Source organism: Aulosira sp. FACHB-615 (assembly GCF_014698045.1).
Classification (GTDB): Bacteria; Cyanobacteriota; Cyanobacteriia; order Cyanobacteriales; family Nostocaceae; genus Nostoc_B.
Window position 1 is genome coordinate 446,320 of sequence record NZ_JACJSE010000002.1, and the last position, 24,572, is coordinate 470,891.

Consider the following 24,572-nt stretch of genomic DNA (forward strand, 5'->3'; position numbering starts at 1 on the left):
TTACGTAGCTCTTTTCACCATCTGCCATGCTTCGTGCAACACGCTCAGTAGTACTACGTGATAAAAACTGCCAAGATAAGGTTTTAGTCCGCTTTCACGGGCAATACGGTAGTCAGAAAGATTTAGGCCAATATTTAGGAGGAATGGCTCAAAGTACGGTTAGTAAGTTTCTCAATATGCAACCTGTTGACCGTGAGACATTTATCCAGATTTGTGCAGCTTTGGGTATAGAAGATTGGCGAAGCGTTGGTATCCCCTACAGAAAGCCAGCAGATAAAACAGAAAATAGCGATTCTGAGGAATTAGAAGAATTAGAAGAGTTAGAGGAGTCAGAGAAACAAGAGGAAATTGCCACCTTACGAACCCAAGTACATATCAGCACTCTAGAATATCCAGACGGAGAACAACTAGCCCTAAATTCCAATTTTTACGTCCAGCGTCCCCCTGTAGAACAGCAATGTTTTGAAGAAATTAGCAAACCTGCTGCACTGATTTGTATTAAAGCTCCCCAAAAAATGGGGAAATCGTCCCTCCTAGTGCGGATTATTCAACAAGCGAAAAATCAAGGTGATGCGACGGTAGTTATCAACTTTGAGCTAGGGGAAAAAGAATTTTTCAGCGACTTGAGTAAATTTTTACGCTGGGTGTGCGATCGCATCATCCTAGAATTGACTAAAGACAATCTCGAATTAGCCACCGAACTGTTTGAAAAATTAGACGAGCATTGGAAATTGGCTCCACGTATTGGTAGTAAAATAGCTGCCAAATATTACTTAGAGCGATATCTACTCCCCAAAATCAATCAACCCCTAACCCTAGCACTGGAAGAAGTCGATAGATTATTTGAGTATCCAGGAATTTACAAAGACTTTTTTGGACTGTTGCGTTCTCTCCATCAAGAAGGAAGACAACAAGAAATCTTCAAAAAACTCCGCTTAGTGATAGTACATTCCACAGAAGCCTATGTACCAATGGATATCAACCAATCCCCGTTTAACGTAGGTTTACCCATAAATTTACCAGAATTTACCTCCTCACAAATCCTAGATTTAGCCCAGCGTCATCAACTGGAATGGAGTGATACACAAGTCCAGCAATTGAGAGACATGATTGGCGGACATCCTTATTTAGTGCGTCTGGCTTTGTATAAAATAGCTCGTGGTGAGATAACCCTATCTCGGTTTCTGGAAACAGCATCCACCCCATCAGGGATTTTCAGTAGTCACTTGCGTCATCTTAGCTTAATTTTGACAGAGCAACAGGAATTAGGCGCAGCGATGAAAGAGATTATAAATACTAACAAACCAGGAAAATTCAGCGATGCAGTCAGATATAAATTAATAGCTTTGGGTTTAGTAAATCTGTTAAATGACGAAGTGATAATACGTTGCAAGCTATATTATCAATATTTTCAGAATTTTTATAAAAATAAATAGATACTGAATAAAAGTCGATTTTTCTTTGGGTATAACTCAGATGGGTGTAGGTGACATTAAGGTTGTCGAGTTCAACAGACAATTTCATGTTACACCAAGCATTCAGCAACAAACAAATCAAAAACCTCACAGCAAGCGCAGTCTTCGCATTTATATCTCTTTTTACAAGCGTAGTTCGTGCAGAAGACGATCGCCCATATATTTATGAAGTCAAAAACCAGCTCTTAGAGCGAGCAGAGATCGCAGGTTTGGGTGGTTACACTTTAACTCACAAACCTAGCATTGATACCCTCCGTGAAGGTCGCTCCCACTATATAAACGTAAATCTGCGTGCAGGTATGTCCTATGGAATTGTGGGAGTGTGTGACAGCGATTGTCAAGATTTAGACATTTCTCTTTATGATCACCGAGGAAACTTGATTGCTTCAGATTTACAAGATGATGACATTCCCGTGATTAGCCTCAATCCCTCTCGAAGCGGTAGATATCAAATCCAAGTTGATATGGCTAATTGTAATGCCAATACTTGTTACTACGGCATAGGTGTATTTGGTCAATAAACCTAAAACCTAAATGGAAGTCGATCAGGCATTCAAAAAGGGGAGTAATATTCACAGCCTCTCTCCTCGAAGCGGCTACGGTGTACACACAAGTTGTAGCTGCAAGGGTTTCAGACGTTATAGCCTCCTTAAATTGTCATTACGAGCGCAGTGATAACGGAGCGAAGTAATCGCATAATCTCGTAGTTTTGGCGATTGCTACCCTTCGGGAAGTCTTACGCCTACGTCGTTCCTCCTCGCAATGACAGGTTTTCAGAGCGATCGCAAAACCGAAAGCTAGAATGACAAAACCAAACGATAGGTAGGATTTCAAGACTTGTGTGTACACGGTAGCCTCGAAGCGGAGAGGGGTTTCAAGAAGAAGTCGCACATCGGAGCAAAAATTACACCAAGTTTAAGAAAATCAGACCTGAGCAAGTGAAGTGTTAACTTAGATGATTAGTTGCCCAACAGGGCGCATAATATGAAAACTTTTCCATCTTGCTTTGGTAAGAGTCAACAAAATAAATTAGTTCGTTTGGGATTGTCGGCATTAACGGCTTTAGCTATCACAGGCGGTATACATTCAGTTAATGCTACTCCCCTAAAAACCCAAAATTCAGCAGAAATCGCTTCAGCATCAGTCAGCCTCAGTCAAACACAAACCGTTACTAATCAGCCTTCCTATCAAGCAATGCAGATAGCACCATTGATTCCTATAGTGGTGCTTGGTGGCGTTGTGATATTTGTGCCGTTGTTTTTTGGTGGGTTGGTGGTGATTGGTGAACGGGAAGTTGGCATTGTCGTGAAAAAATTTGACCTTTCGGGACGCGGATTGCCAGCCGGACGATTAATAGCCATCAACGGTGAAGCAGGTTTGCAAGCTGATACCCTTGCACCGGGTTGGCACTGGGGTTACTGGCCTTGGCAATATTCGGTTCGCAAAGAATCGGTGGTAGTGGTACCCCAAGGTGAAATCGCTCTGATTGTAGCCGCAGATGGCGCATCCAACCCACCAGAAAGGATTTTGGGCAAAATTGTCGATTGTGATAATTTCCAAGATGCACGCAAATTTCTGACCAATGGCGGCGAAAAAGGCCGTCAAATGAGCTTTCTGACTGCTGGTACTTACCGCATTAATACCGCACTGTTTCGCGTCATTATGGCGGCGAATGCCAAACACAATGATATGCAGGCCGAACAGTTGCGGGTATATAGTGTGGCATCAGATAAAGTCGGCATTGTCACCACTTTGGATGGTTTACCGATTCCGGCTGGTGAAATTGCAGGGCCGATGATTCCCGGACATGACAATTTCCAGAGTGGTCAAAAATTCCTCGATGCTGGCGGACGCAGAGGTTTGCAAGAGCAAATCTTACTGTCTGGTTCTTGGAACCTGAACCCCTGGTTTGTACAGGTTGAGCAAGTTCCAATGTCTGAAATCCCGATTGGTTATGTGGGCGTGGTGATTTCTTTCGTTGGTCAATCTCAAGAAGATGTCAGTGGCGCAACTTTCACGCATGGTAACTTGGTGAATCCTGGACACAAAGGTGTGTGGATAGAACCGTTGTATCCAGGTAAGCATCCCGTCAACTCTCGAATTATGAAAATTGAGTTGGTTCCTACGACTAACATTGTGTTGAATTGGTCAAGTCGTACCGAACGCCACAGCTATGATGCTAATCTGGCTTCTTTGACGGTGCGATCGCGCGATGGTTTTGCCTTTGATTTAGAAGTCGCCCAAATTATTCACGTCGGCGCTTTGGATGCACCAAAGGTAATTTCCCGTGTGGGTTCTATGCAAAATTTAGTTGACCATGTATTAGAACCAACCATTGGTAACTATTTCCGCAACTCTGCGCAAGATTACACTGTACTAGATTTTCTCACTGCCCGGAGCGATCGCCAAGCGGAAGCTGCTGAATATATTCGCGCCGCATTACGGGCTTATGATGTGCAAGCAATTGACACCTTAATCGGTGATATTCAGCCGCCAGCATCCTTGATGCAAACCCAAACCGACCGGAAAATTGCTGAAGAACAACGCAAAACCTACGAAGTACAGCAAGTAGCCCAAACCCAACGCCAGCTACTAGTTAGGGAAACAGCCCTGGCTGATATCCAACAAGAAATGGTGAAATCGGAAAAAAGCGTCCAAATTGCGGAACTCAAAGCCCAAGCCCAAATTCAACACGCCACTGGGGAAGCCGAAGGAATCAAATTACGCGCCATAGCCGAAGCAGAAGGGATTCGCGCCACAGGTAACGCCAAAGCCGAAACCTACCGCGCTGGTGTGGAAGCCTTGGGACAACAAGGTTATACAGCTATGCAACTAATGCAGATTATCGGCGATCGCAACGTCCGATTGATACCAGAAGTTTTGGTTAGTGGTAACGGTAGTAACAACGGCTTGGTCGATGGTTTACTCTCAATGATTTTGTGGAATCAAACCGCCAAGCAAGGTGAAGTCACACCCACATCTTTACATCCACATCCAATAGTTGTGAATAACCCATCAGTTTCACCAAATAATCACTCGCCCATAGTTGCGGAGTTACCGACGGATAAGTAACCTAAATAATTGAATTAAATCAAACTATTGTAAGGTGGGCATACTTCGACAAGCTCAGTACAAGTCTTGCCCACCCTACTAATAGACTTATTGCACGAATGTTGAAAAACCAGAATTTTTAGCCTCACGCAAAGACAAGGCAGCGCGTTGGGCGGCTTTGCCGACTTGAAGCGACTGCCGTGCAAAGGCGCAAAGAGTTAAGGAACTGGAGGGCGAATGAAAACTATCGAGCCGCTAAAAACACGCATTCGGGAATTGGGACAACTTGCCGCACAGTTCAGTCAGCAAGCTGTTGAGGTAAGTAAAACTAATCGTGAACAAAGCAAAAATCTGATGAGACAAGCTAGAGAGGCTAGTAAACAGTGTCAGGTATTGATACAAGAATTAAAAAGACATAACTATTAGAATCAGTTAAGCGAATAATTTTAAGGTAGGCAAAATGCCCACCTTATTAATGAATTAATTACATTTAATTTTGTGAAAGTATGGCATTTGTTGATGAAATCACACCTGAACAAAAATCTTTAATGCCAAGTTATCGAGAGAAATGGCATGAAATAGCATTTTTAACAAATAGAATTGACCACCAAAAATCTATATCAGCAATTCAAGATGTCTATGAACTACTGAAACTGCCCACACCAGAAATTCAATTATTTGATAGTTTATATGCAGCAACAAAAATAGCAAAGCTCCTGTATAAGCGTCCTTACTTCACTGAAACTGGTTTAGTACATGCAAATGAATTAATAGGTAAGATCCATGAGAAGTTGTATATTAACAATATAAATGCTATTGGTCATTGGGATGAATTTATTAATTCTCAATTGCGTCCTGGTGCAAATTCAGAAATAGACAGACAGTTATCAGAGAGTTTTAAGAATTACCTTTTAGAAGATAAATCAAAATCTTTTTCATCCAGTTATAACTATTATTGGTTTGTTCCTCTTCATTGGTATGCCCGTGAAGGTGGATTCTTCGATTTTCATTTCTCCGTAGTCAGTCATACGCTATTTGAACCTTATGATGAATCTGCTTGGGAAGTATTTCAGAAGCTTGTTAAATCGTGTGGTTGGATTATTCCTTTTGAAAACATTTGTTTAGTTTGCGATCGCCCAACTCAATTTTTGTTTGATTCCGAAAATCTCCTCCACGCTGAAGGAGAAGCTGCGGTTCAATTTATTGATGGTAATGGGCTTTATTCTTACCACGGCGTAACGTTGCCAATGCAATATGGAGAAAATCACCCTCATCAATGGCAACCAAAGTGGTTATTAGATGAAACTGATACAGAACTCAAAAAAATTCTAGTTCGAGCTATTACAAGCAAGGCTGAGAACTATAAAACTCGCTATTTTAAAGAAGCTTTAGAAATGGCTGCCAGCGTAGGAAGGCTGAATATTGTTCAACAGATATTAGCATTACAGCAATTTGATGGTCATTCTCTATCTAATGCTCTGGCTCATGGAGTCTGGAGTAGAGATATCAAAATTCTAGAAGTTTTAGTTCAGGCTGGTGCTTACTTAAATCTCCGCACAGAGTGGGGTACACCTTTGATTGCTGCTGCCAGAACAGGAGATGTGAGGATTGTCCGTTACTTGGTAGAAGCAGGCGCAGATCCAAATATGTGGATAGACTACGATGGTTACATGAGTCCGCTTTCAGAAGCAAGCTATGAAGGACATCAGGAAGTTTGTGATTATCTTCTCCCTTTAATCACAGACTCAGAAGAAATTGAATATGCCGAACAAGAATTACCAAAAGCTGTAATTCGCAAACAGCGACGAGAAAATCAATCCCTACAAAAATTCTTTGATGCTGTTAGTGAGAGTGATGCAACTACAGTGCGTGAGTTAGTTGCACAAGGTTTAGATATCAATTCTTTAAATGAAGATGGTAGCACTGCTGTTCATTGCGCCGTTGCTAGTGGCAATGTAAGAATTATCAAGTTGCTGGCAGAATTAGGAGCAGATTTAAACCGCCTCGATGAAGATGGGCGAACACCTTTGATGCGTGGAATTGGCATCTATGCTTTTCAAGCTAGGGCATTGCGGACGTTGATTCGTGCTGGTGCTGACCTCAACTATAAAGACCAGGAAGGATACACAGCTTTGGACTATGCGGTTTTAGATTCCAGTAGCCCAAGAGTTTTTGAAACAATCCTGCTCTCTGCTGGCGCTCAACATGGTTGTTGGAAAGGAACAGAAATTCATCTTGCAGCCTCAAGCGGTAATGTCAGGTTAATTAATATTTTGGTATCTTCTGGAATAGATGTTAACCAGTTCTCTGACACAGATGGTTTAACTCCACTCATGAAAGCCGTTATCCATTCCAAAGCTTGGGCAATGCGAACTTTAATCCGTGCTGGTGCAAATGTTAACAGCAGAACTGAGAATGGCGAAACAGCGTTATATCTTGCTGAACATACAGGCAAGAAACATCCAGTGATTAAGAAGATTTTGCTAAAAGTTGGTGCAACGTACTAATATCAAGTATCAAAATTGACATGACTGCTTTAACTTTACAATTACCTCCTCATCTCAAATTTACAGATGAGGAATTTGAACAGATTGTGGCTGTTAATCGAGAGTTGCGTTTAGAATTAACTGCTGAAGGAGAATTAGTAATTATGTCACCCACTGGGGGAGAAACAGGAAGTCGTAATTTTGATTTGTTAGGTCAACTATGGTTTTGGAACAGTCAAAAGAATTTAGGAAAAGCATTTGATTCTTCCACTGGTTTTAGACTTCCTAATGGTGCAACTCGTTCTCCTGATGCTGCTTGGGTGAGAATAGAAAGATGGAACTCTCTTACACCGGAACAAAGAAAAAAATTCCTACCTTTGTGTCCTGATTTTGCGGTGGAATTAGTTTCAGAAACTGATGATGTGGCAGAAACTCAAGCCAAAATGGAGGAATATTTAGCTTCAGGTTTATTACTTGGTTGGTTAATTAATCCTAAAGACAAACAAGTAATAATTTATCGCCCTAATCAAGCACCTGAAGTTTTACGATCGCCTACAAGTTTATCTGGTGAAGATATTCTTCCTGGTTTCGTTTTAAACTTGCAGCAGATTTTTGCATAAATAAATTTATTCCCGATTCCTTTTCATAATTTGCCAACATTGTTGTGCGATCGCCCAATCTTCTTGAGTATGTATAACTAACACTCGCGCTGTAGAATCAGGTGTGGCGATATCTTGATCAATCGGTTGATTTTGATTTTTGGCTGGGTCAATTTTCCAGCCCAAAAATCCAAAGGCTTCGCAGACTGCTTGGCGAATACCTGACGAATTTTCCCCGATACCTGCGGTAAATAACAATACATCCAATCCGCCCAGACTAGCCAGCATCGCCCCAATTCCAGACCGCAGGCGATGGACGTACATATCCCAAGCGAGTTGGGCGCGGTCATTCCCTTGGGCGATCGCTTCGATCACTTGGGGTAAGTCGCTGGAAACCCCAGAAATTCCCCGTAAGCCAGAAGCTTTATTTAATACATGATCCAAACTTTCGGCTGAGTAATTAGATTGACGCAGTAGGTAAATTAAAATGCCTGGATCGATGGAACCACAACGACTCCCCATCATTAAGCCATCTAAGGGAGTGAAACCCATTGTTGTATCAATACTGCGACCATTTTTAATTGCGGCTAAGGAACAACCATTACCCAAATGACAGCTAATAATTCGCAACGATGCTAAATCTTGACCGAGAATTTGCGCCGCCCGTTCAGAACAATATTGATGGCTGATCCCATGAAATCCATAGCGGCGAATACCTTGTTCTACCCATTCGTAAGGGCCGGGATAAATCGCCGCCGCATCCGGGAGAGTGGAATGAAAGCCTGTATCAAATACTGCGACTTGGGTAACTTCGCCTAAACTTTTTTCGATAGCTTCAATACCTTCTAAAGCTGGCGGGTTGTGTGCGGGGGCGATATTAGAAAGACGAGCGATCGCATCTTTTACCTCTTCCGTAATCACCACACTATGGCGGTAGTCTTGCCCACCATGAACTACACGATGTCCTACCACATCAATTTCTGACACTTCATTGACTACTTTAGTTGCACCACGGCTGAGGGTATAAAGCATATAAGCTATGTGTGCTTGACGAGAGTCACCATAAATAGATTCATGCAAAGTTTCACCGGATGCTGTTTTCACCTCAATTTCTGCCGCACCTTGGTCTTGAGTCCAGTTGACTTTGCCTTCCCACAGGGGTTTGGGTGCTGATTGGGGTAAAGCATCATCAACTATTTCATACAGACAGCTTTTTTGACTGCTGGAACCAGCATTTAGTACTAGGATTTTCATAAATTTGACCTGAAAGTGCTGAGTGCTGAGTTACCGAAGTTTGCTCAACGGGGGGAACCCCCGCACGCAACTTCTTGCTGAGTGCTGAGTAAAAATACTAGTCCAACTTTCATGCTTGGCTTATGAAATAAGTTTCATTGGGACTGTCTCGCTGAAGTTAATGCGATCGCCTTGAGGATTCTTCAACCTGCTAAAAGTGGTGGCGAACTAGAAAATTATGCCATTTTGAGCTATTGATAAACCAAATTGAGTCAAACAATTTTGGATTTTAGATTTGCGATTTTAGATTCAATCCAAAATCCAAAATCCAAAATCTAAAATTCGGAGGGTCAAATTTAGTCGCAAAAGCAAAGTTTTTTGAGAAATGCAATAGACTTTCATCTAATGTCAATCGAGATGTTTTTTGCTTTATTCTAAGCATCGTTTTACAAAAAAATAAATCTATATGCTTAGACGAGCGCCCTTATATTTTTTTTTAGGAATATTAACGAGTTCTAGCTGTTTCATCTTCAGTGTAGCAGCCCAAGTCCCATCTACATCTAATTCGCAGCAGTCCTCAACTCGGAGTGAAGCTCAAGCTGCTAGTTGGTTTGAAGCCCATCGCTCCCAGCCAGCCGCTTTACGAGCATTTGTACAGCGAATGCCCAAGGGAGGAGATATTCACAGTCATCTAAGTGGGGCTGTGTACGCAGAACATTATCTGGAGTGGGGTGCAACTGATGGGTATTGTGTGAATCCACAAGCGGGGACTTTAGTTGAACCCAAAGCTTGTAATCAGGACAGTAGCTATTTTCCCGCTTCCGAATTGTTCAACCGAACATCTGTTTATGATTCCCTCATCAATCGTTGGTCTACTCGTAACCTGCAATTTGCTGGAAAATCGGGACACGACCAATTTTTTGAAGCTTTTGCTGGATTTGGGACAATATCAGATTCTGCCACCCGTCGGGATGATATGGTCGCATCAGTAGCAAATCGGGCAGCTTCCCAGCATATTACCTATCTAGAGTTAATGCTGACTGTTCAGGGGAGTGAGGTTCGACAGTTAGGGCGGGAGGTGGGTTGGAATCAAGACTTCCAAGCGATGCACGAGCAATTGCTCAAACGAGGATTAACTCAACTAGTAACACTCGGCAATCAGCAATTAATACAGTTGGAGAGTGAAGTTGCGAAAACCCTTGGTTGCGGCACTCCAGCAGCACAGCCTGGATGTACAGTCACGGTGCGCTATTTGCAGCAAACTACCAGAACAAAATCACCTGTGGAAGTATTTGCTCAGTTAGCTTATGCCTTTGCACTGGCTTCATCGTCCAAGCAGGTAGTCGGGATCAATCTCGTCGCCCCAGAGGATCACCCGATCGCACTGCGTGACTACACCCTGCAAATGCAGATGCTACAATTTCTCAAACGTCAATATCCCAATGTTAAAATTTCACTCCATGCTGGAGAGTTAACTTTAGGGTTAGTTCCAACTGAGCATTTACGTTTTCATATTCGGCAAGCTGTAGAAGTAGCACAAGCATCTCGCATTGGTCATGGTGTAGATATTCTGTTTGAAGAGCGTCCTTTTGAGTTGATGAAGCAGATGCAACAACGGGGCGTGTTGGTGGAAATCTGCCTAACTAGTAATGAAGTCATTTTGAATGTCCAGGGAAATCAGCATCCTTTTATGGAGTATTGGAAAGCTGGAGTCCCAATGACTCTTGCTTCTGATGATGAAGGCATTGCCCGCATTGATTTGAGTCATGAGTATCTGTTAGCCGCAACAAGATATGGGCTGACATATAAAGACCTCAAGCGACTGGCTCGCAATAGCTTAGAATATAGTTTCGCTCCCGGAAATAGTCTTTGGAAGTCGCCTGAATTTAAGGCAATGGTTCCAGCTTGTGCCAGCGATACCCCTGGTAATACCTCTGTTTCTTCAGGATGCAGTGCTTTTTTGCAAAAGAGCGATCGCGCAAGAATACAATGGCAACTAGAGTCGGAATTTACTCGGTTTGAATCTTTGGAAAACTGGCTTTGATTGACTTTCCCCAAAATGCTTTAATCCCACATTCTGCATGAAGACTGGGTGTAAGGGTTTAACCCGAATTTCTCACGTATGGGTAGGGGGTGTGGGAAGTGTGGGAAGTGTGGGAAGTGTGGGGAGTGTGGGGGGAAAGATTTCTTCACTATCCTCCCACACCCCTATACCCCTATACCCCTGTACCCCTACACCCTTTCTAAAACCGCTATATGTTTTCTAGATTTAGTAACCATTGGTGAAAATGCTGGCATTGTTGGCGGATTGTATCTAGTCCAATCTCAATAGCCAGCAATGAACCATGCAGTACTTTGTCATATTCTTGACAACACTTGAGAATTCGTTTTGAGGGAGCGGTTAAAGGATCATCGTTAATGTGTTCTGGTGAAAGAAATTTATTGCGATCGCCTTGTAAAATACTAACTACACTAGCATCAAACCACTCAGCAAATACTTGTGGCTGGCTGTACAGCAGTGCCTCAAATTCGTGAACTAACAAATTAGGGATGAAATTTGTGTGACCGATATCCTGACCCATCTCCTGTTCTAAATATTCAACTTTTTGGAATGGGTCACTAGTATTTGGCAAAGAATCCCTTCCGGGAAAATCATTCGGTAAGCCGTACAAATCAAACATTGTGGTCACGAAAGCTTTTTTATCTTCCCGGCACTTACGGTCTAATTGTCGCTTGATTTTGGCGTAACTTACTACACCCCCTTTGCCTATAGAACTTGTTCTGACCAAAATCGGGTTGAGGTTGATGTCTTTTTCTTGAAAATACTCGCAGAGTACTTCTTTCACGAACGTTTCCTCAGTTTGACCTTCAACGAAAACATGGACTCGAATCATCGTGAAGGTCTCCCACCCAGGAGGTTTTTCTTCCACAACTCGCCTAAACTATATTCTTCTAGCCATTCCTCTAACTTCTCCTCATCCAACCTGCGTAGTAATGATTTTCCCTGCAAACGGTCAACAACAATTACATCTGCAACATCAAATTCGTTGAGTAATTCTACAGACTGGGTAGAAACAATCACTTGTTTAGAAACAGTCTTTATCAAAGATGCCAAAATCTTGATTGCATAAGGATGAAGACCGAGTTCCGGCTCATCAACTAGAATTGTTTCTGGCTGAAGTTCTTCCGGTTGTAAAAAAACCGTTGCTAAACAGATAAAACGCAGCGTTCCATCAGAAAGTGAGTGCGCCTTCAATGGTACATCTTGCCCCCGCTCAAACCATTCCAGTTCAATCAAGTTTTTTGGGGAAGGACGTAGGAGAAAGTTACCAAAGAAAGGCGCAACCAGCCGAATGGTTTTAACGATTTGCTGATAAGATTTCTGATAATTCTCACGCAAAAGATACAAAAAAGCTGCCAGGTTACGAGCATCAGGACGCAGGTAAACATTGTCATTGATACCATGCGGCTGTTTTACATAGGCACTGTCGCTGGTGTCATGAAAATGATACACTTGCCACATCTGCATCACAGGCAAACCATATTGATCAACGTTAGTTTCTGTATCAGTGAACGCCGTGAAGAACGCCATTGTCTCGAAATGACCTTTACCTATTTCCCTCTCACTATTCAAGTTCCACAAAAAAGACTCTGAAGTAAACATCAGACGATGATCTTGGGTTGGTTCAAGGGTAGCAAAGTAGAAATTATTGCCGAAATATAGCTGAAACTCTAGTTTTTCTGTAGTTTTGCGCCCAAAGTGTAGTAAGGCATTCGCTCCACCTTGGAGACTGACAAAACCTTGCAGGTTCCCTTCTAGCAGCTGCTGAACCATACGGAAGAAGCCGATAAAATTGGATTTTCCCGCCCCATTAGCCCCAATTAAAATATTCACCCTGGAGAGTTCAACGTCACACTCAGCGATAGACTTGAAGCCTTTTAAAACTATTCTCGACAGTTGTTTTTCACCTTGCGCCTCCGTCATGAACAGTCTCCCGGTCAACAGGCTTTTTCTACACAGGTTTCATTTTAAAGCAGGAAGCAGAAGGCAGAAAGTGAAAAGGTAAACAGTAAATACAAGCAATAATTAGCTTTGTCCATTTTGACCAAGGTTGGGACGGTCTACTACTTCTCTCAATATAGAAGGTTGGTTTGAGTAACGAAACCCAACACCTCAACGCTTTGTATATGTTGGGTTTCACTGCGTTCTACCTAACCTACCCATCTAAGAGTCTCTTAAAGCCCCTTAAAAACAGGGATTTAGGGGGAGATTTGTGTGTACACGGTAGCCCCGTTCTGGGGTGAGGGGTTTCACGTTTTTTCGTTGCTTCGCTTACGTAAATACCGCTATACTTAGGCAGGGGGACAATATAAATTTGATGCTAAATCAAGGCAGACATTGGACTTGAGAGATTTGGTTTTCTGGTGAATTTCGTCCACCTGCTGATTTTATTTTATAAAATTGCAGATTTATCTTATGGCTGACTCCACGCCGCCTTTTAGTATAAATAATATATTAGAGACGCTTAAGCAAACGACAGAAGCGATCGCTGGTTTTGTACAAACAGTAGCAGGATGGATTCGGGACAAAAAATGGGTTGAACTGATTTCCCTGATTCTGGCTACTATTATTCTCGCTTGGGTGTCGAGAGCTGCGATCGCTAAATTTTTAGGCGAACAAAATTCCCAATGGTTTTTTTGGATTTGTCTCGTTGTCGGGATTATGTTTACCGTTGCGGTTGTTGTGGCTGTTGTCGTTAAACCATCCCTATCTAATGCAGCACAAAACCCTGTAGAACGTCAGGCGATTAAAGGGTTATTATCTTTTACCTCACAGGATGCAGAGATTTTTAGTAAGTTACAGCGCCATCAAGATATTAAAAATTGTTTAAGGATTCTCAATAATGCTAACTTTCGCGTAGGGATTTTGTGGGGTGAGTCGGGATGTGGCAAAACCTCGTTTTTACAAGCAGGTTTAATTCCGCAACTAGAAGGCGCACAGGGAATTTATATCCAGTTTACCGATAAAGACCCCTTAATTACGGTGAAAAAGGCGTTAAATAAAGAATTAAATTTAAATTTATCTAGCGCAGAAATTGAAAAATTAGACTTGATTGCTGTTCTGAATCAAAGTATTGCCACAGTTCAAAAACCCTTAATTCTCTTTTTTGATCAATTTGAGCAATTTTTTGTTCATTATCAATCAGCAGATGCGCGTCGTCCTTTTATTGATGCCTTAAATAATTGGTATGGCAATGAGGAAATTGCTGTCAAGATTTTAATGAGTTTTCGCTCAGATTTATTTTATCAACAACATGAACTCCAACAAGTATTGAATTATTCCCTGGATTCCAGAAATAGTATTAAGTTAAAAAAATTCTCGGTAGAACAAGCAACCAATGTTTTAGAAGAAATTGCCAAAGCAGAAAATATAGAATTTGACCGCCGAGATATAGAAACCTTTGTTGAACAAGAGTTAGTCGATAGAGGCAAAGATAAATCTGATGAACCGATTTCCCCTGTAGATATTCAAATTCTTTCTTTAGTAATTAGCGATCAAAAAACAACCAAAGTCCGCAAATTTGACAAAGATGCTTTGAATAAAATTGGCAGATTTGCAGGCTTATTATATCAATATCTTGAGGGACTGTTAAGCCTGCGCGAACAATCAGCCACATCAGCCCAAAAAGAAACGGTGATGAAGCTGCTTTTGGAATTAATCGACTCCAATGGCTTGACGCGGGCGGGGGCATTTACTCTAGCTCAATTGCAAGACAAACTCAAGCCGATAGGGGCAAAAGATATCCAAGATGCAGTGCGTTGGCTAGAGCAAGAGCGTTTAATTATGCCTTTGCAACAAGAGGAAGAAACTGCTTATCAATTGGCACATGAACGGATGATTCCGGCGGTGCTGAAGCTATCAGGAAAGATTTTGCCCAAGGCAGATAAAGCCAATGAATTACTCAATAAACAAGTAAAAATTTGGATAGATAGTAACCAAAATCCTCGTTATTTATTAGGCTGGCGGGAGTTGTGGTTAATTGAACAGCAGAAATCTTATTTAATGTGGGGAGACAGGCAAAAGCAAAAAGAAAAGCTCATCCACAAAAGTAAGCAGCGAATTTACCGGAATTTCGGGATAGTTGGGTTTATTGCCGTTTTAGTAATTGGCATTTGGGGCTGGTTAAACTATACAATTCCGGGGCAACTAACTCAAATTCGCTGGCAGTTGACTAATGCCAGTGAGCAAATTAACAATCCTCAGCATCAAGTAAAAGCTGTTTCCGCCTTTGCCAAGGATCAAAATTTCCCTCAAGCGTTGAAACTTGCCAATAAAATTACCGAATCTTCTAACAAAGCCTCTGCCTTAAGTGCCATTGCCGAAACCATTGGCAAACTCAACAACCCACAAAAAGCAGCCGAATTGCTGCAAACTGCCCTCGACTCTGCCAATAAAATTACCGATTTCAGTTACAAAGCCTCTGCCTTAAGTGCCATTGCCGAAACCATTGGCAAACTCAACAACCCACAAAAAGCAGCCGAATTGCTGCAAACTGCCCTCAACTCTGCCAACAACATTACCGATTTCAGTTACAAAGCCTCTGCCTTAAGTGCCATTGCCGAAACCATTGGCAAACTCAACAACCCACAAAAAGCAGCTGAGTTGCTGCAAACTGCCCTCAACTCTGCCAATAAAATTACCGAATCCAGTTACAAAGTCTATGCCTTAAGTGCCATTGCCGAAGCATATAGCAAACTCAACAACCCACAAAAAGCAGCCGAATTGCTGCAAACTGCCCTCAACTCTGCCAATAAAATTACCGAATCCAGTTACAAAGTCTATGCCTTAAGTGCCATTGCCGAAGCATATAGCAAACTCAACAACCCACAAAAAGCAGCCGAATTGCTGCAAACTGCCCTCAACTCTGCCAATAAAATTACCGAATCCAGTTACAAAGTCTATGCCTTAAGTGCCATTGCCGAAGCATATAGCAAACTCAACAACCCACAAAAAGCAGCCGAATTGCTGCAAACTGCCCTCGACTCTGCCAATAAAATTACCGAATCCTACTCCCAAGCCTATGCCTTAAGTGCCATTGTCGCAGCCATTGGCAAACTCAACAACCCACAAAAAGCAGCCGAATTGCTGCAAACTGCCCTCAACTCTGCCAATAAAATTACCGAATCCTACTCCCAAGCCGATGTCTTAAGTGCCATTGTCGCAGCCATTGGCAAACTCAACAACCCACAAAAAGCAGCCGAATTGCTGCAAACTGCCCTCAACTCTGCCAATAAAATTACCGATTTCAGTGACAAAGCCTCTGTCTTAAGCGCCATTGCCGCAGCCTACAGTAAACTCAACAACCAACAAAAAGCAGCTGAGTTGCTGCAAACTGCCCTCAAATCTGCCAACAACATTACCGATTTCAGTGACAAAGCCTCTGTCTTAAGCGCCATTGCCGCAGCCTACAGTAAACTCAACAACCAACAAAAAGCAGCTGAGTTGCTGCAATCTGCCCTCGACTCTGCCAATAACATTACCGATTCCAGTTCCAAAGCCTCTGCCTTAAGTGCCATTGCGGCAGCACAAGCAAACCTGAAAAACTGGGGACAAGCTCTCAAAGTCGTGGAAGGATGTAAACAATACAAAGATTGTGAGGTAGATTCCCTGGCGGGGGTTTTAACAATTTATGCCGAGCAGCAGCATCCCCAATTGAAGGAAAAAACTGAGGAGTGAGGAAAAAGTTTGATATATCAGCAAAACACCAATACGGTTCAGTTAAGGTTTTGATCCCCCCTTGGCACTGTTTTCAAACTATGTGATCCCCCCAACCCCTCTTGCCAAGGCTACGGTGTACACACAAGTACTATCTGCAAGGGTTTCAAACGTTATAAACCCCATAAATTGTCATTACGAGTGCAGCGATAGCGGAACGAAGTAATCCCATCATCCTGTAGTTTTTGCGATTGCTTCGTCGTTCCTCCTCGCAATGACAGGTGTTCAAAGCGATCGCATAACCTAAAGCTAGAATCAAAGTCCCCCTTTTTAAGGGGGATTTAGGGGGATCTTTAAGACGATTTAGCAAAACACAACCCCGACTCTAGAGAAAAATCGGGGTTGTGGTTTCAAGTTATGCGGTTAAAATTTGGCGGATTAAAATACTCATCACTTCATCAGGGTTATCTGTGGATAGTAAAGGACTCCAATCACCGACATTGGCATAACCCACTGCTTGCAAGTAATGTATTGTGCTGGTGACAGCTTTGGGAGAACCAATCAATAAATGTTTAATGCGTTCTCTTTTCGGAAATGACTGGGGAACAGACTGCGGATGTTCGGGATTTTCTCTTTCTTGTGCCATGATCATAATCGACTCTGAATAATGGGTTAAAGAAAGGCGATCGCAGACTCTGGCGTGAGGGGCGATCGCCTTTCTCATGTCTTTAATGATAGAGTATAATTTTATACTAGTCAACTACCCGGTTAAAAATATTTATAATATCAAGTTTGCTTAATTAGTGATAATTGCGACAATCATCGCACCCCACCCCCAACCCCTCCCCGTGAACGGGGAGGGGAGACAAAGCCTAGCTTTGGCGGGGTGGGGTTTATGGTTTTTAGTAAGTAATTAAGCGGACACAATATAACAAAAATATACTCAATTTTCAGGAGATCGGGAATTTGATGACTGGTTAAATCTGTATTAATTAATACTTGTAGTATTAGTCATATAGTGATAAACATAAAATCTGTAGAGACGTTGCATTGCAACATCTCTACAAAAAAATCCGTTTCATTTAAAAAAAAAGAATCCTGAATTAAAAATCCAGAATTCTTGTTGTTAAATTATTCCTTCTAATCCAACAAAAAAGGAAGAAGATGGCTAGACGGCTACTTCTAAACTAGATAGTCTGTCTGCCAATAGTTTTTCCAGGTCTTCTAAGGCTTTGGTAAATCCTTTGATACCTTCGTCTAGTTTGTCGTAAGCCATTTGGTCTTCGGCGTGCATTTTGTCGAAGGTGGCTTTGTCAATGGAGATTTTGGCAATGTCCAAAGAAGCGGCTTTAGAAGGATCAAGTTTGCGGGGTAGTTCGCCGATGGTGGCTTGCAATTCACCCAACAAAGAGGGAGAAATGGTGAGTAAATCACAACCTGCTAATTCAGTGATTTCACCAACGTTGCGGAAGCTTGCGCCCATAACTTCGGTTTTGTGGCCGAACTTTTTATAGTAGTTATAGATGGTGGTAACAGATACTACGCCTGGATCTTCAGCAGATGGGTAGCTGTCGCGTCCAGTTGATTTTTTATACCAGTCCAGAATCCGACCGACGAAGGGGGAAATGAGGGTAACACCTGCTTCAGCACAAGCGATCGCTTGATGTAAACCGAACAACAGAGTTAAGTTACAGTGAATGCCTTCTTTTTCCAGAATTTCGGCGGCGCGAATACCTTCCCAGGTACTAGCAATTTTAATCAAAATTCTTTCGGGGCCAATGCCAGCAGCTTTATACTGAGCAATGATTTCTCGACCTTTGGCAACTGTCGCTTCGGTATCGTAAGATAAACGGGCATCAACTTCTGTAGAAACCCGACCAGGAATAATTTGCAGAATCTTCAAACCAAAGGATACAGCCAAGCGGTCAAAAGCTAAAGAAACAATTTGGGCTTTGCTTGCACCTGCACCAGCATCTTTTTTGGCTTGCAATAAAGTCTGATCAACAATATCCTGATACTCTGGCATTTGTGCCGCAGCCGTAATCAAGGAAGGGTTGGTGGTCGCGTCTCTCGGTGTAAATTTTTCAATGGCTTTAATATCGCCAGTATCAGCAACTACTACTGTAACTTCGCGCAACTGTTCTAGTAAATTTTTAGACATAATCAACTCCGCGATGGTGATTTGTGTAGGATTTACCTAATTCCCCTATGTGTTTACACTTTCTACGGTCGCTAAAATTCTGATTTCGGCAATCTTTCTTAATGCTTGCTTTGTTCACTGAGCGAAGCCTCAGCCTTATTCTAGCTACGTCAAGCGAGAATCGGCTGTCCAATAGAATGCACTTTGATTAAACTAGTTGTGCCTGATTTACCAATTGGAACGCCGGAAGTAATTACCACTTTATCGCCTTCATTGACTAAACCCGTGTCTGCAACTGTGTTGACGACGTTGATAAACATTTCCTCCGCATTGTGAACTGGGGGAATGAATATAGGTTCAATTCCCCAAGAAAGTGCTAGTTGGCGATAGGAATTTTCATCAGGGGTGAGGGCAATAATCGGCGCGGAAGGACGGTATTTGGACACTAATTTAGCTGTACTACCAGAGGTGGTATTACAAAGAATTGCCTTTGCGCCTGTTTCATAAGCGATGCGACATACTGCTTCAGCCACCGATTCGGTAACACTGAGACTACCTGCTTCGTGACACCAGGAATGTTTACCACCTTCTTGCAAAGCTTGTTCTGTCCGTACAGCGATGTTGTGCATAATTTGCACCGCCGCTACAGGATATTGACCAACGGCTGTTTCTCCAGAAAGCATGACGGCATCAGTACCATCCAAAATGGAGTTAGCCACGTCGGTGGCTTCGGCGCGGGTGGGGTCTGGTGAACTAATCATTGACTCCAACATTTGGGTAGCAGTAATCACGGGTTTACCAGCCTGATTACAACGGCGAATAATATCCTTTTGAATCAGGGGAACTTCGTGAATTGGCACTTCTACTCCCAAATCGCCACGGGCAATCATAATGCCGTCAGCAACTTGTAAGATGGAGTCAAAACGCTCAACTGCTTCTGGTCTTTCGATTTTGGCAATTAAACGAATTGCAGCCCCAGCAGCTTCAATCATCCGTTGGGCAGGTTCTAAATCTTGGGGCGATCGCACAAAGGAAACCGCCGCAAAATCTACACCTATCTGGATGCCAAAGCGTAAATCCATCAAGTCTTTTTCGGTGATTGAACTTACGGGTAATGGTGTTTCTGGCAGATTAACGCCCTTGTGGGTGGAAATTAACCCGCCAATTTTCACCAACGCCCGAATTTTATCGGCATCGCGATCGGTGACAATTAACTTTACACGTCCATCATTAATTAAAATCGGTTCCCCTGGTCTAACCATTGCGAACAAAGTCGGCAAGGGTAAAGGCAGTTCGTCGATACTATTGCCTTTGTCCTGCAAAACAAATGTGACTTCTTCCCCAGCTTCGACATTTAGTCCTTCGGGTGGTAAAACTCCTAGACGAATTTTCGGGCCACAAAGGTCTTGCATAATTGCCACTGGCTTTTGGCGATCGGCACTAATTTGCCGTAAATATTTAGCCGTTTGTCCGTGAAATTCATGAGCGCCGTGTGAAAAGTTTAACCTCGCTATATTCATCCCAGCTTCTACAAGGGCTTGTAGTTTTTCCGGTGCAGAACTAGCAGGGCCAACAGTGCAAATAATTTTGGTTCGACGCATAGGGATTAGGGTTCGGGTCTATATTGCGATATAGCGCAGGAGGCAGGAGGCACTCCGGCTTTGCCGGAGAAGTCAAAAGTAAAAAACCAAAAGTCAAAAGTATTAGTACTTTTGAAATTTCCTAGTCTTTCTGACTACCGCTATCAATGCTTTCCAGAATTGCCTGCATCTATATCACTTGTGCTTCATATCACTCCTTATGTATGTAAAAACACTTTTTTATGAAGTCTGAAGTGTGAAAGCTAAAGTATAAATTTCATACTTCATACTTCACACTTCAGACTTTATTAAGCTGCTACAGTCAACAGTTGTTCTTTTTGTGCCATCGATAACAACAGGTCTACCACCCGGTTCGAGTAGCCCCATTCGTTGTCATACCAAGAAACAACTTTGAAGAAGTTGGAGTTTAACTCAATTCCGGCACCTGCGTCGAAAATACTGGAATGAGTATCACCCTGAAAATCTGTAGATACGACTTCTTCGTCGGTGTAGCCTAAAATTCCGGCTAATTCACCTGTTGCAGCTTCCTTCATAGCTGCACAGATTTCTTTGTAACTAGTAGCTTTTGCAGTTTTAAAGGTGAGGTCAACCACTGAAACGTCAGGGGTAGGAACGCGAAAAGCCATTCCGGTTAACTTACCCTTTAATTCTGGCAATACCAAAGCCACTGCTTTTGCTGCACCCGTGGATGAAGGAATAATATTTTGGGCTGCGCCTCGACCACCCCGCCAGTCTTTTTTACTGGGGCCGTCTACGGTGGGTTGAGTGGCAGTCATGGCATGTACTGTAGTCATCAAGCCTTCGGTTAAACCAAATTGATCATTGATGACTTTAGCAATGGGAGCGAGACAATTTGTAGTGCAGCTGGCATTGGAAACAACTAAATCTTTGCTGGGGTCGAATAAGTGATGATTTACACCCATCAGCAAAGTTTTAACTCTGTCTGGCTCTTTTGTAGGGGCAGAGATAACAACGCGCTTTGCACCTGCTGTTAGGTGTTTGCTTGCGCCTTCATAATCAGTGAAGAGTCCAGTAGATTCCACTACATAATCTGCGCCTAATTTACCCCAAGGCAATTCCGCAGGATTCCTCACGGAAACACAAGGAACAAAATGTCCATCAATGACAATGCCATCTTCCTTGGCTTCCACTTTGCCTTTAAACTTACCGTGAGTGGAATCATATTTCAACAGGTAAGCGAGGTTATCTGGTGGTACTAAGTCGTTAATCCCCACAAACTCAATGTTAGGGTTATAAATGCCAGCCCGCAGCACTAGCCGGCCAATACGACCAAATCCATTAATACCAACTTTTAACTTCGTCAAAATTCAACCTCCTAGTTGAGAACAACCCAGGTCTGTTCTCCGTTTCAGCGCGGCATTTAGCTGGGTTAATTTTGGTCTGACTGAGCTGATCGTGACAGTCTTAGACACCTAAACGCATTTTGTTAGAGATGTTTTAAGGTTTTGGGATTTTATCAGTTATCAGTAAACAGTGAACTGACTGATAACTGATAACTGTTCACTGTTTTAATACGGCCACTGCCAGTTGCGGATTTCGGGCATATCTTCGCCGTACTGGGAAATGTAGTGTTTGTGTTCGATCAGCTTATCTTGCAGGTGTTGTTTGATGTATGCGGCTTTGTAACCTAGTTTCGGCACGCGATCAATTACATCCATAACTAGATGATAGCGATCGAGGTCGTTGAGAACCACCATATCAAAGGGTGTTGTGGTCGTGCCTTCTTCTTTGTAACCACGGACATGGAGGTTCTGATGATTGGTTTGCCGATAGGTTAACCGATGGATTAACCAAGGATAGCCATGAAAGGCGAAGATAATTGGTTTATCGGTTGTGAAAATTGTATCGAAGTCTTTGGTACTTAAACCGTGAGGATGCTCACTTTTTGGCTGTAATGTCATCAAATCAACGACGTTGACCACCCTAACTTTTAAGTCTGGGAAGAATTGACGCAGCATATCCACAGCCGCCAAGGTTTCTAAGGTGGGTACATCCCCAGCACAAGCCATGACTACATCTGGTTCACTACCTTGGTCGTTACTTGCCCATTCCCAAATGCCTATGCCTTTGGTGCAGTGTTTAATGGCTGCATCCATATCCAGATACTGCAAGGCTGGTTGTTTGCCGGCAATAATCACGTTGACATAGTTCCGGCTTCTTAGGCAGTGGTCGGTTACAGAAAGTAAGGTGTTGGCATCGGGGGGAAGATAGACGCGAATTACTTCTGATTTTTTGTTGACTACATGGTCTATAAAACCAGGGTCTTGGTGCGAGAAGCCGTTGTGGTCTTGTCGCCAAACGTGAGAGGTGAGTAAGTAATTTAGGGAAGCAACTGGTCTGCGCCAGGAAATATGGCGAGTGGTTTTCAACCATTTGGCGTGCTGGTTGAACATGGAGTCAATGATATGGATAAATGCTTCGTAGCAGGAGAAGAATCCATGACGACCAGTCAGGAGATAGCCTTCTAACCAACCTTGACAATTGGTTTCGCTGAGAATTTCCATTACCCGACCGTTGGGTGAGAGGTGTTCGTCTTCGGGCAGGATTTTGGAAACCCAAGTTCTATCAGTGACTTCAAAGATGGCATCTAAACGATTGGAGGCGGTTTCATCAGGGCCAAAAACGCGGAAATTCCGGCTGTCGAGGTTGAGTTTCATCACATCCCGGAGGAATTGGCCTGTGACTTTGGTGGCTTCTGCTTCGACTTTGCCGGGTTGGGGAATATGTACGGCATAATCTTGGAAGTTGGGCATTCGCAAATCACGCAACAAGATACCGCCGTTGGCGTGGGGATTATCGCCCATCCGCCGCAGGCCTGTGGGGGCTAATTGGGCGAGTTCGGGAATGAGTTTACCGTTTGCGTCGAAGAGTTCTTCGGGTTTGTAACTCTTCATCCAGTCTTCGAGTAATTTTAAATGTTGTGGCTGTTGAGCGATCGCTCCAAAGGGGACTTGATGCGATCGCCAAAAATCTTCGGTTTTCTTGCCATCAACCTCTTTTGGCCCTGTCCAGCCTTTGGGAGTTCGCAAAATAATCATCGGCCAGCGTGGACGTTCTGTAAATCCATGTACGCGGGCTTCTCTTTGGATGTTTTGAATTTCGGAAATGATTGTATCTAAGGTTGCTGCCATCTGTTGATGCACGTCTGTGGGTTCAGAACCTTCGACAAAGTAAGGTTTATAGCCATAGCCCACAAATAAGCTTTCTAATTCTTCGTCGCTTAACCGTGACAACACTGTGGGGTTAGCAATTTTATACCCATTGAGGTGCAGAATCGGCAAAACTGCCCCGTCATTTACAGGGTTGAGAAACTTATTAGAATGCCAACTAGCAGCTAAAGCCCCGGTTTCGGCTTCACCATCACCTACAACTGCCGCCACAATCAAATCAGGGTTGTCGAAAGCTGCACCGTAAGCATGAACTAAGGCATAACCTAATTCCCCACCTTCGTGAATTGAACCAGGGGTTTCGGGGGCGACATGGCTAGGAATCCCACCAGGGAAAGAAAACTGTTTAAACAACTGCTGCATTCCCTCAGCATCTTGAGAAATGTTGGGATAATATTCGCTGTAAGTTCCTTCTAGGTAGGTGTTCGCTACTAAGCCAGGGCCACCATGACCAGGGCCAGCAATATAAATGATGTCCGTATCATATTTTTTAATGATGCGGTTGAGATGGACATAAATCAAATTCAGCCCTGGTGTTGTTCCCCAATGTCCTAAAAGTCGGGGTTTGACGTGTTCGATTTTCAGGGTTTCTCTCAGCAGTGGATTGTCTAGTAGATAGATTTGCCCTACTGACAAATAGTTCGCCGCCCGCCAGTAGGCGTTAATTTTCTGCAATTCTTCGTCTGTTAAAGGCTTTGTTTGTGGAGAGATTGCTAAAGTCATAACAAATTTCCGTATACAACAGGATTTTGACCTTGTTTCGTAAGCTAGTGTAGTGGTCTATGCAATAACGGCCATCCTACTCATGACAAATTTTTTCCAGCGCCAATCAGGAAAAACTTGTACTTTGTTGTTGCGATCGCTGGTGCGAAAATTTTTAGTGAGTGATAAATAATTCCCGAATATCTCCTGCTTGAGAGAGTAGCAGATGTAACCAACATGACTCGCTAGTTTTAAGATTTTTTTAAACCATTTATGACAAATGCCAGAAATTCACTACAGAATTTGGTTTAGAAAAGATAATGTTATTAAAGAAATATTACTTTTGATAAAAAATATTAAATAGCATAGCAATCCTATCT

Annotated in this window: 16 protein-coding genes; 8 read left to right on the forward strand and 8 right to left on the reverse strand. The window is 42.8% G+C overall.

All coding sequences use genetic code 11. The features are described from left to right. The first annotated feature begins 26 nt into the window (after positions 1-26). The 6 genes from H6G77_RS04230 (at position 27) to H6G77_RS04255 (ending at position 7,632) form a co-directional block, all read left to right on the forward strand. The gene (locus tag H6G77_RS04230) at positions 27-1,436 is read left to right on the forward strand and encodes an AAA-like domain-containing protein (RefSeq protein ID WP_190870910.1); all 1,410 of its coding nucleotides are present in this window, start codon (positions 27-29) and stop codon (positions 1,434-1,436) included. Positions 1,437-1,522: 86 nt separating this feature from the next. Further along, the gene (locus tag H6G77_RS04235) at positions 1,523-1,996 is read left to right on the forward strand and encodes a hypothetical protein (RefSeq protein ID WP_190870911.1); all 474 of its coding nucleotides are present in this window, start codon (positions 1,523-1,525) and stop codon (positions 1,994-1,996) included. Between the two features lie 463 nt (positions 1,997-2,459). Then, positions 2,460-4,547: a flotillin family protein gene (locus H6G77_RS04240; RefSeq protein ID WP_190870912.1), complete on the forward strand. Its 2,088-nt coding sequence runs from the start codon at positions 2,460-2,462 to the stop codon at positions 4,545-4,547. A gap of 216 nt (positions 4,548-4,763) precedes the next feature. Next, positions 4,764-4,952, forward strand: a complete 189-nt coding sequence (locus tag H6G77_RS04245) for a hypothetical protein (protein ID WP_190870913.1) — start codon at positions 4,764-4,766, stop codon at positions 4,950-4,952. 80 nt (positions 4,953-5,032) lie between these two features. Then, positions 5,033-7,033: an ankyrin repeat domain-containing protein gene (locus tag H6G77_RS04250; protein ID WP_190870914.1), complete on the forward strand. Its 2,001-nt coding sequence runs from the start codon at positions 5,033-5,035 to the stop codon at positions 7,031-7,033. A 20-nt stretch (positions 7,034-7,053) separates the two neighbouring features. Then, a complete protein-coding gene (locus H6G77_RS04255; RefSeq protein WP_190870915.1) occupies positions 7,054-7,632 on the forward strand; it encodes a Uma2 family endonuclease in 579 nt (192 codons plus the stop codon). Between the two features lie 6 nt (positions 7,633-7,638). Here the strand turns inward: H6G77_RS04255 and H6G77_RS04260 are convergent, their stop codons facing one another. Then, positions 7,639-8,865: an acetate kinase gene (locus H6G77_RS04260; protein WP_190870916.1), complete on the reverse strand. Its 1,227-nt coding sequence runs from the start codon at positions 8,863-8,865 to the stop codon at positions 7,639-7,641. A 445-nt stretch (positions 8,866-9,310) separates the two neighbouring features. On the opposite strand from H6G77_RS04260, the gene H6G77_RS04265 reads away from it, so the two are divergent. Then, positions 9,311-10,888 carry an adenosine deaminase gene (locus tag H6G77_RS04265; protein ID WP_190870917.1) on the forward strand — a complete coding sequence of 526 codons (1,578 nt, stop codon included), beginning with the start codon at positions 9,311-9,313 and terminating at the stop codon, positions 10,886-10,888. 208 nt (positions 10,889-11,096) lie between these two features. On the opposite strand, the gene H6G77_RS04270 is transcribed toward H6G77_RS04265, so the two are convergent. Beyond that, complete coding sequence (locus H6G77_RS04270) at positions 11,097-11,738, reverse strand: DUF4276 family protein (protein WP_190870918.1); 642 nt, start codon at positions 11,736-11,738, stop codon at positions 11,097-11,099. After that, on the reverse strand, positions 11,735-12,829 hold the full coding sequence (locus tag H6G77_RS04275; RefSeq protein WP_190870919.1) for an AAA family ATPase: 1,095 nt from the start codon (positions 12,827-12,829) through the stop codon (positions 11,735-11,737). Before H6G77_RS04275 ends, H6G77_RS04270 begins: the two co-directional genes overlap by 4 nt. A 492-nt stretch (positions 12,830-13,321) precedes the next feature. On the opposite strand from H6G77_RS04275, the gene H6G77_RS04280 reads away from it, so the two are divergent. Further along, positions 13,322-16,582, forward strand: coding sequence for a tetratricopeptide repeat protein (locus H6G77_RS04280; protein ID WP_190870920.1), 3,261 nt, complete (start codon positions 13,322-13,324; stop codon positions 16,580-16,582). A gap of 394 nt (positions 16,583-16,976) precedes the next feature. On the opposite strand, the gene H6G77_RS04285 is transcribed toward H6G77_RS04280, so the two are convergent. The 5 genes from H6G77_RS04285 to H6G77_RS04305 all read right to left on the reverse strand — a co-directional run bounded on the left by H6G77_RS04285 (position 16,977) and on the right by H6G77_RS04305 (position 24,213). Next, positions 16,977-17,207, reverse strand: a complete 231-nt coding sequence (locus tag H6G77_RS04285; RefSeq protein WP_242048698.1) for a hypothetical protein — start codon at positions 17,205-17,207, stop codon at positions 16,977-16,979. A gap of 522 nt (positions 17,208-17,729) precedes the next feature. Continuing rightward, positions 17,730-18,722: a transaldolase gene (locus H6G77_RS04290; RefSeq protein WP_190674357.1), complete on the reverse strand. Its 993-nt coding sequence runs from the start codon at positions 18,720-18,722 to the stop codon at positions 17,730-17,732. Positions 18,723-18,871: 149 nt separating this feature from the next. Further along, positions 18,872-20,302 carry a pyruvate kinase gene (gene pyk, locus H6G77_RS04295; RefSeq protein ID WP_190594709.1) on the reverse strand — a complete coding sequence of 477 codons (1,431 nt, stop codon included), beginning with the start codon at positions 20,300-20,302 and terminating at the stop codon, positions 18,872-18,874. A gap of 287 nt (positions 20,303-20,589) precedes the next feature. After that, a complete protein-coding gene (gap, locus tag H6G77_RS04300) occupies positions 20,590-21,627 on the reverse strand; it encodes a type I glyceraldehyde-3-phosphate dehydrogenase (RefSeq protein WP_190594710.1) in 1,038 nt (345 codons plus the stop codon). A gap of 204 nt (positions 21,628-21,831) precedes the next feature. Next, the gene (locus tag H6G77_RS04305) at positions 21,832-24,213 is read right to left on the reverse strand and encodes a phosphoketolase (protein ID WP_190594711.1); all 2,382 of its coding nucleotides are present in this window, start codon (positions 24,211-24,213) and stop codon (positions 21,832-21,834) included. Positions 24,214-24,572 lie beyond the last annotated feature (359 nt).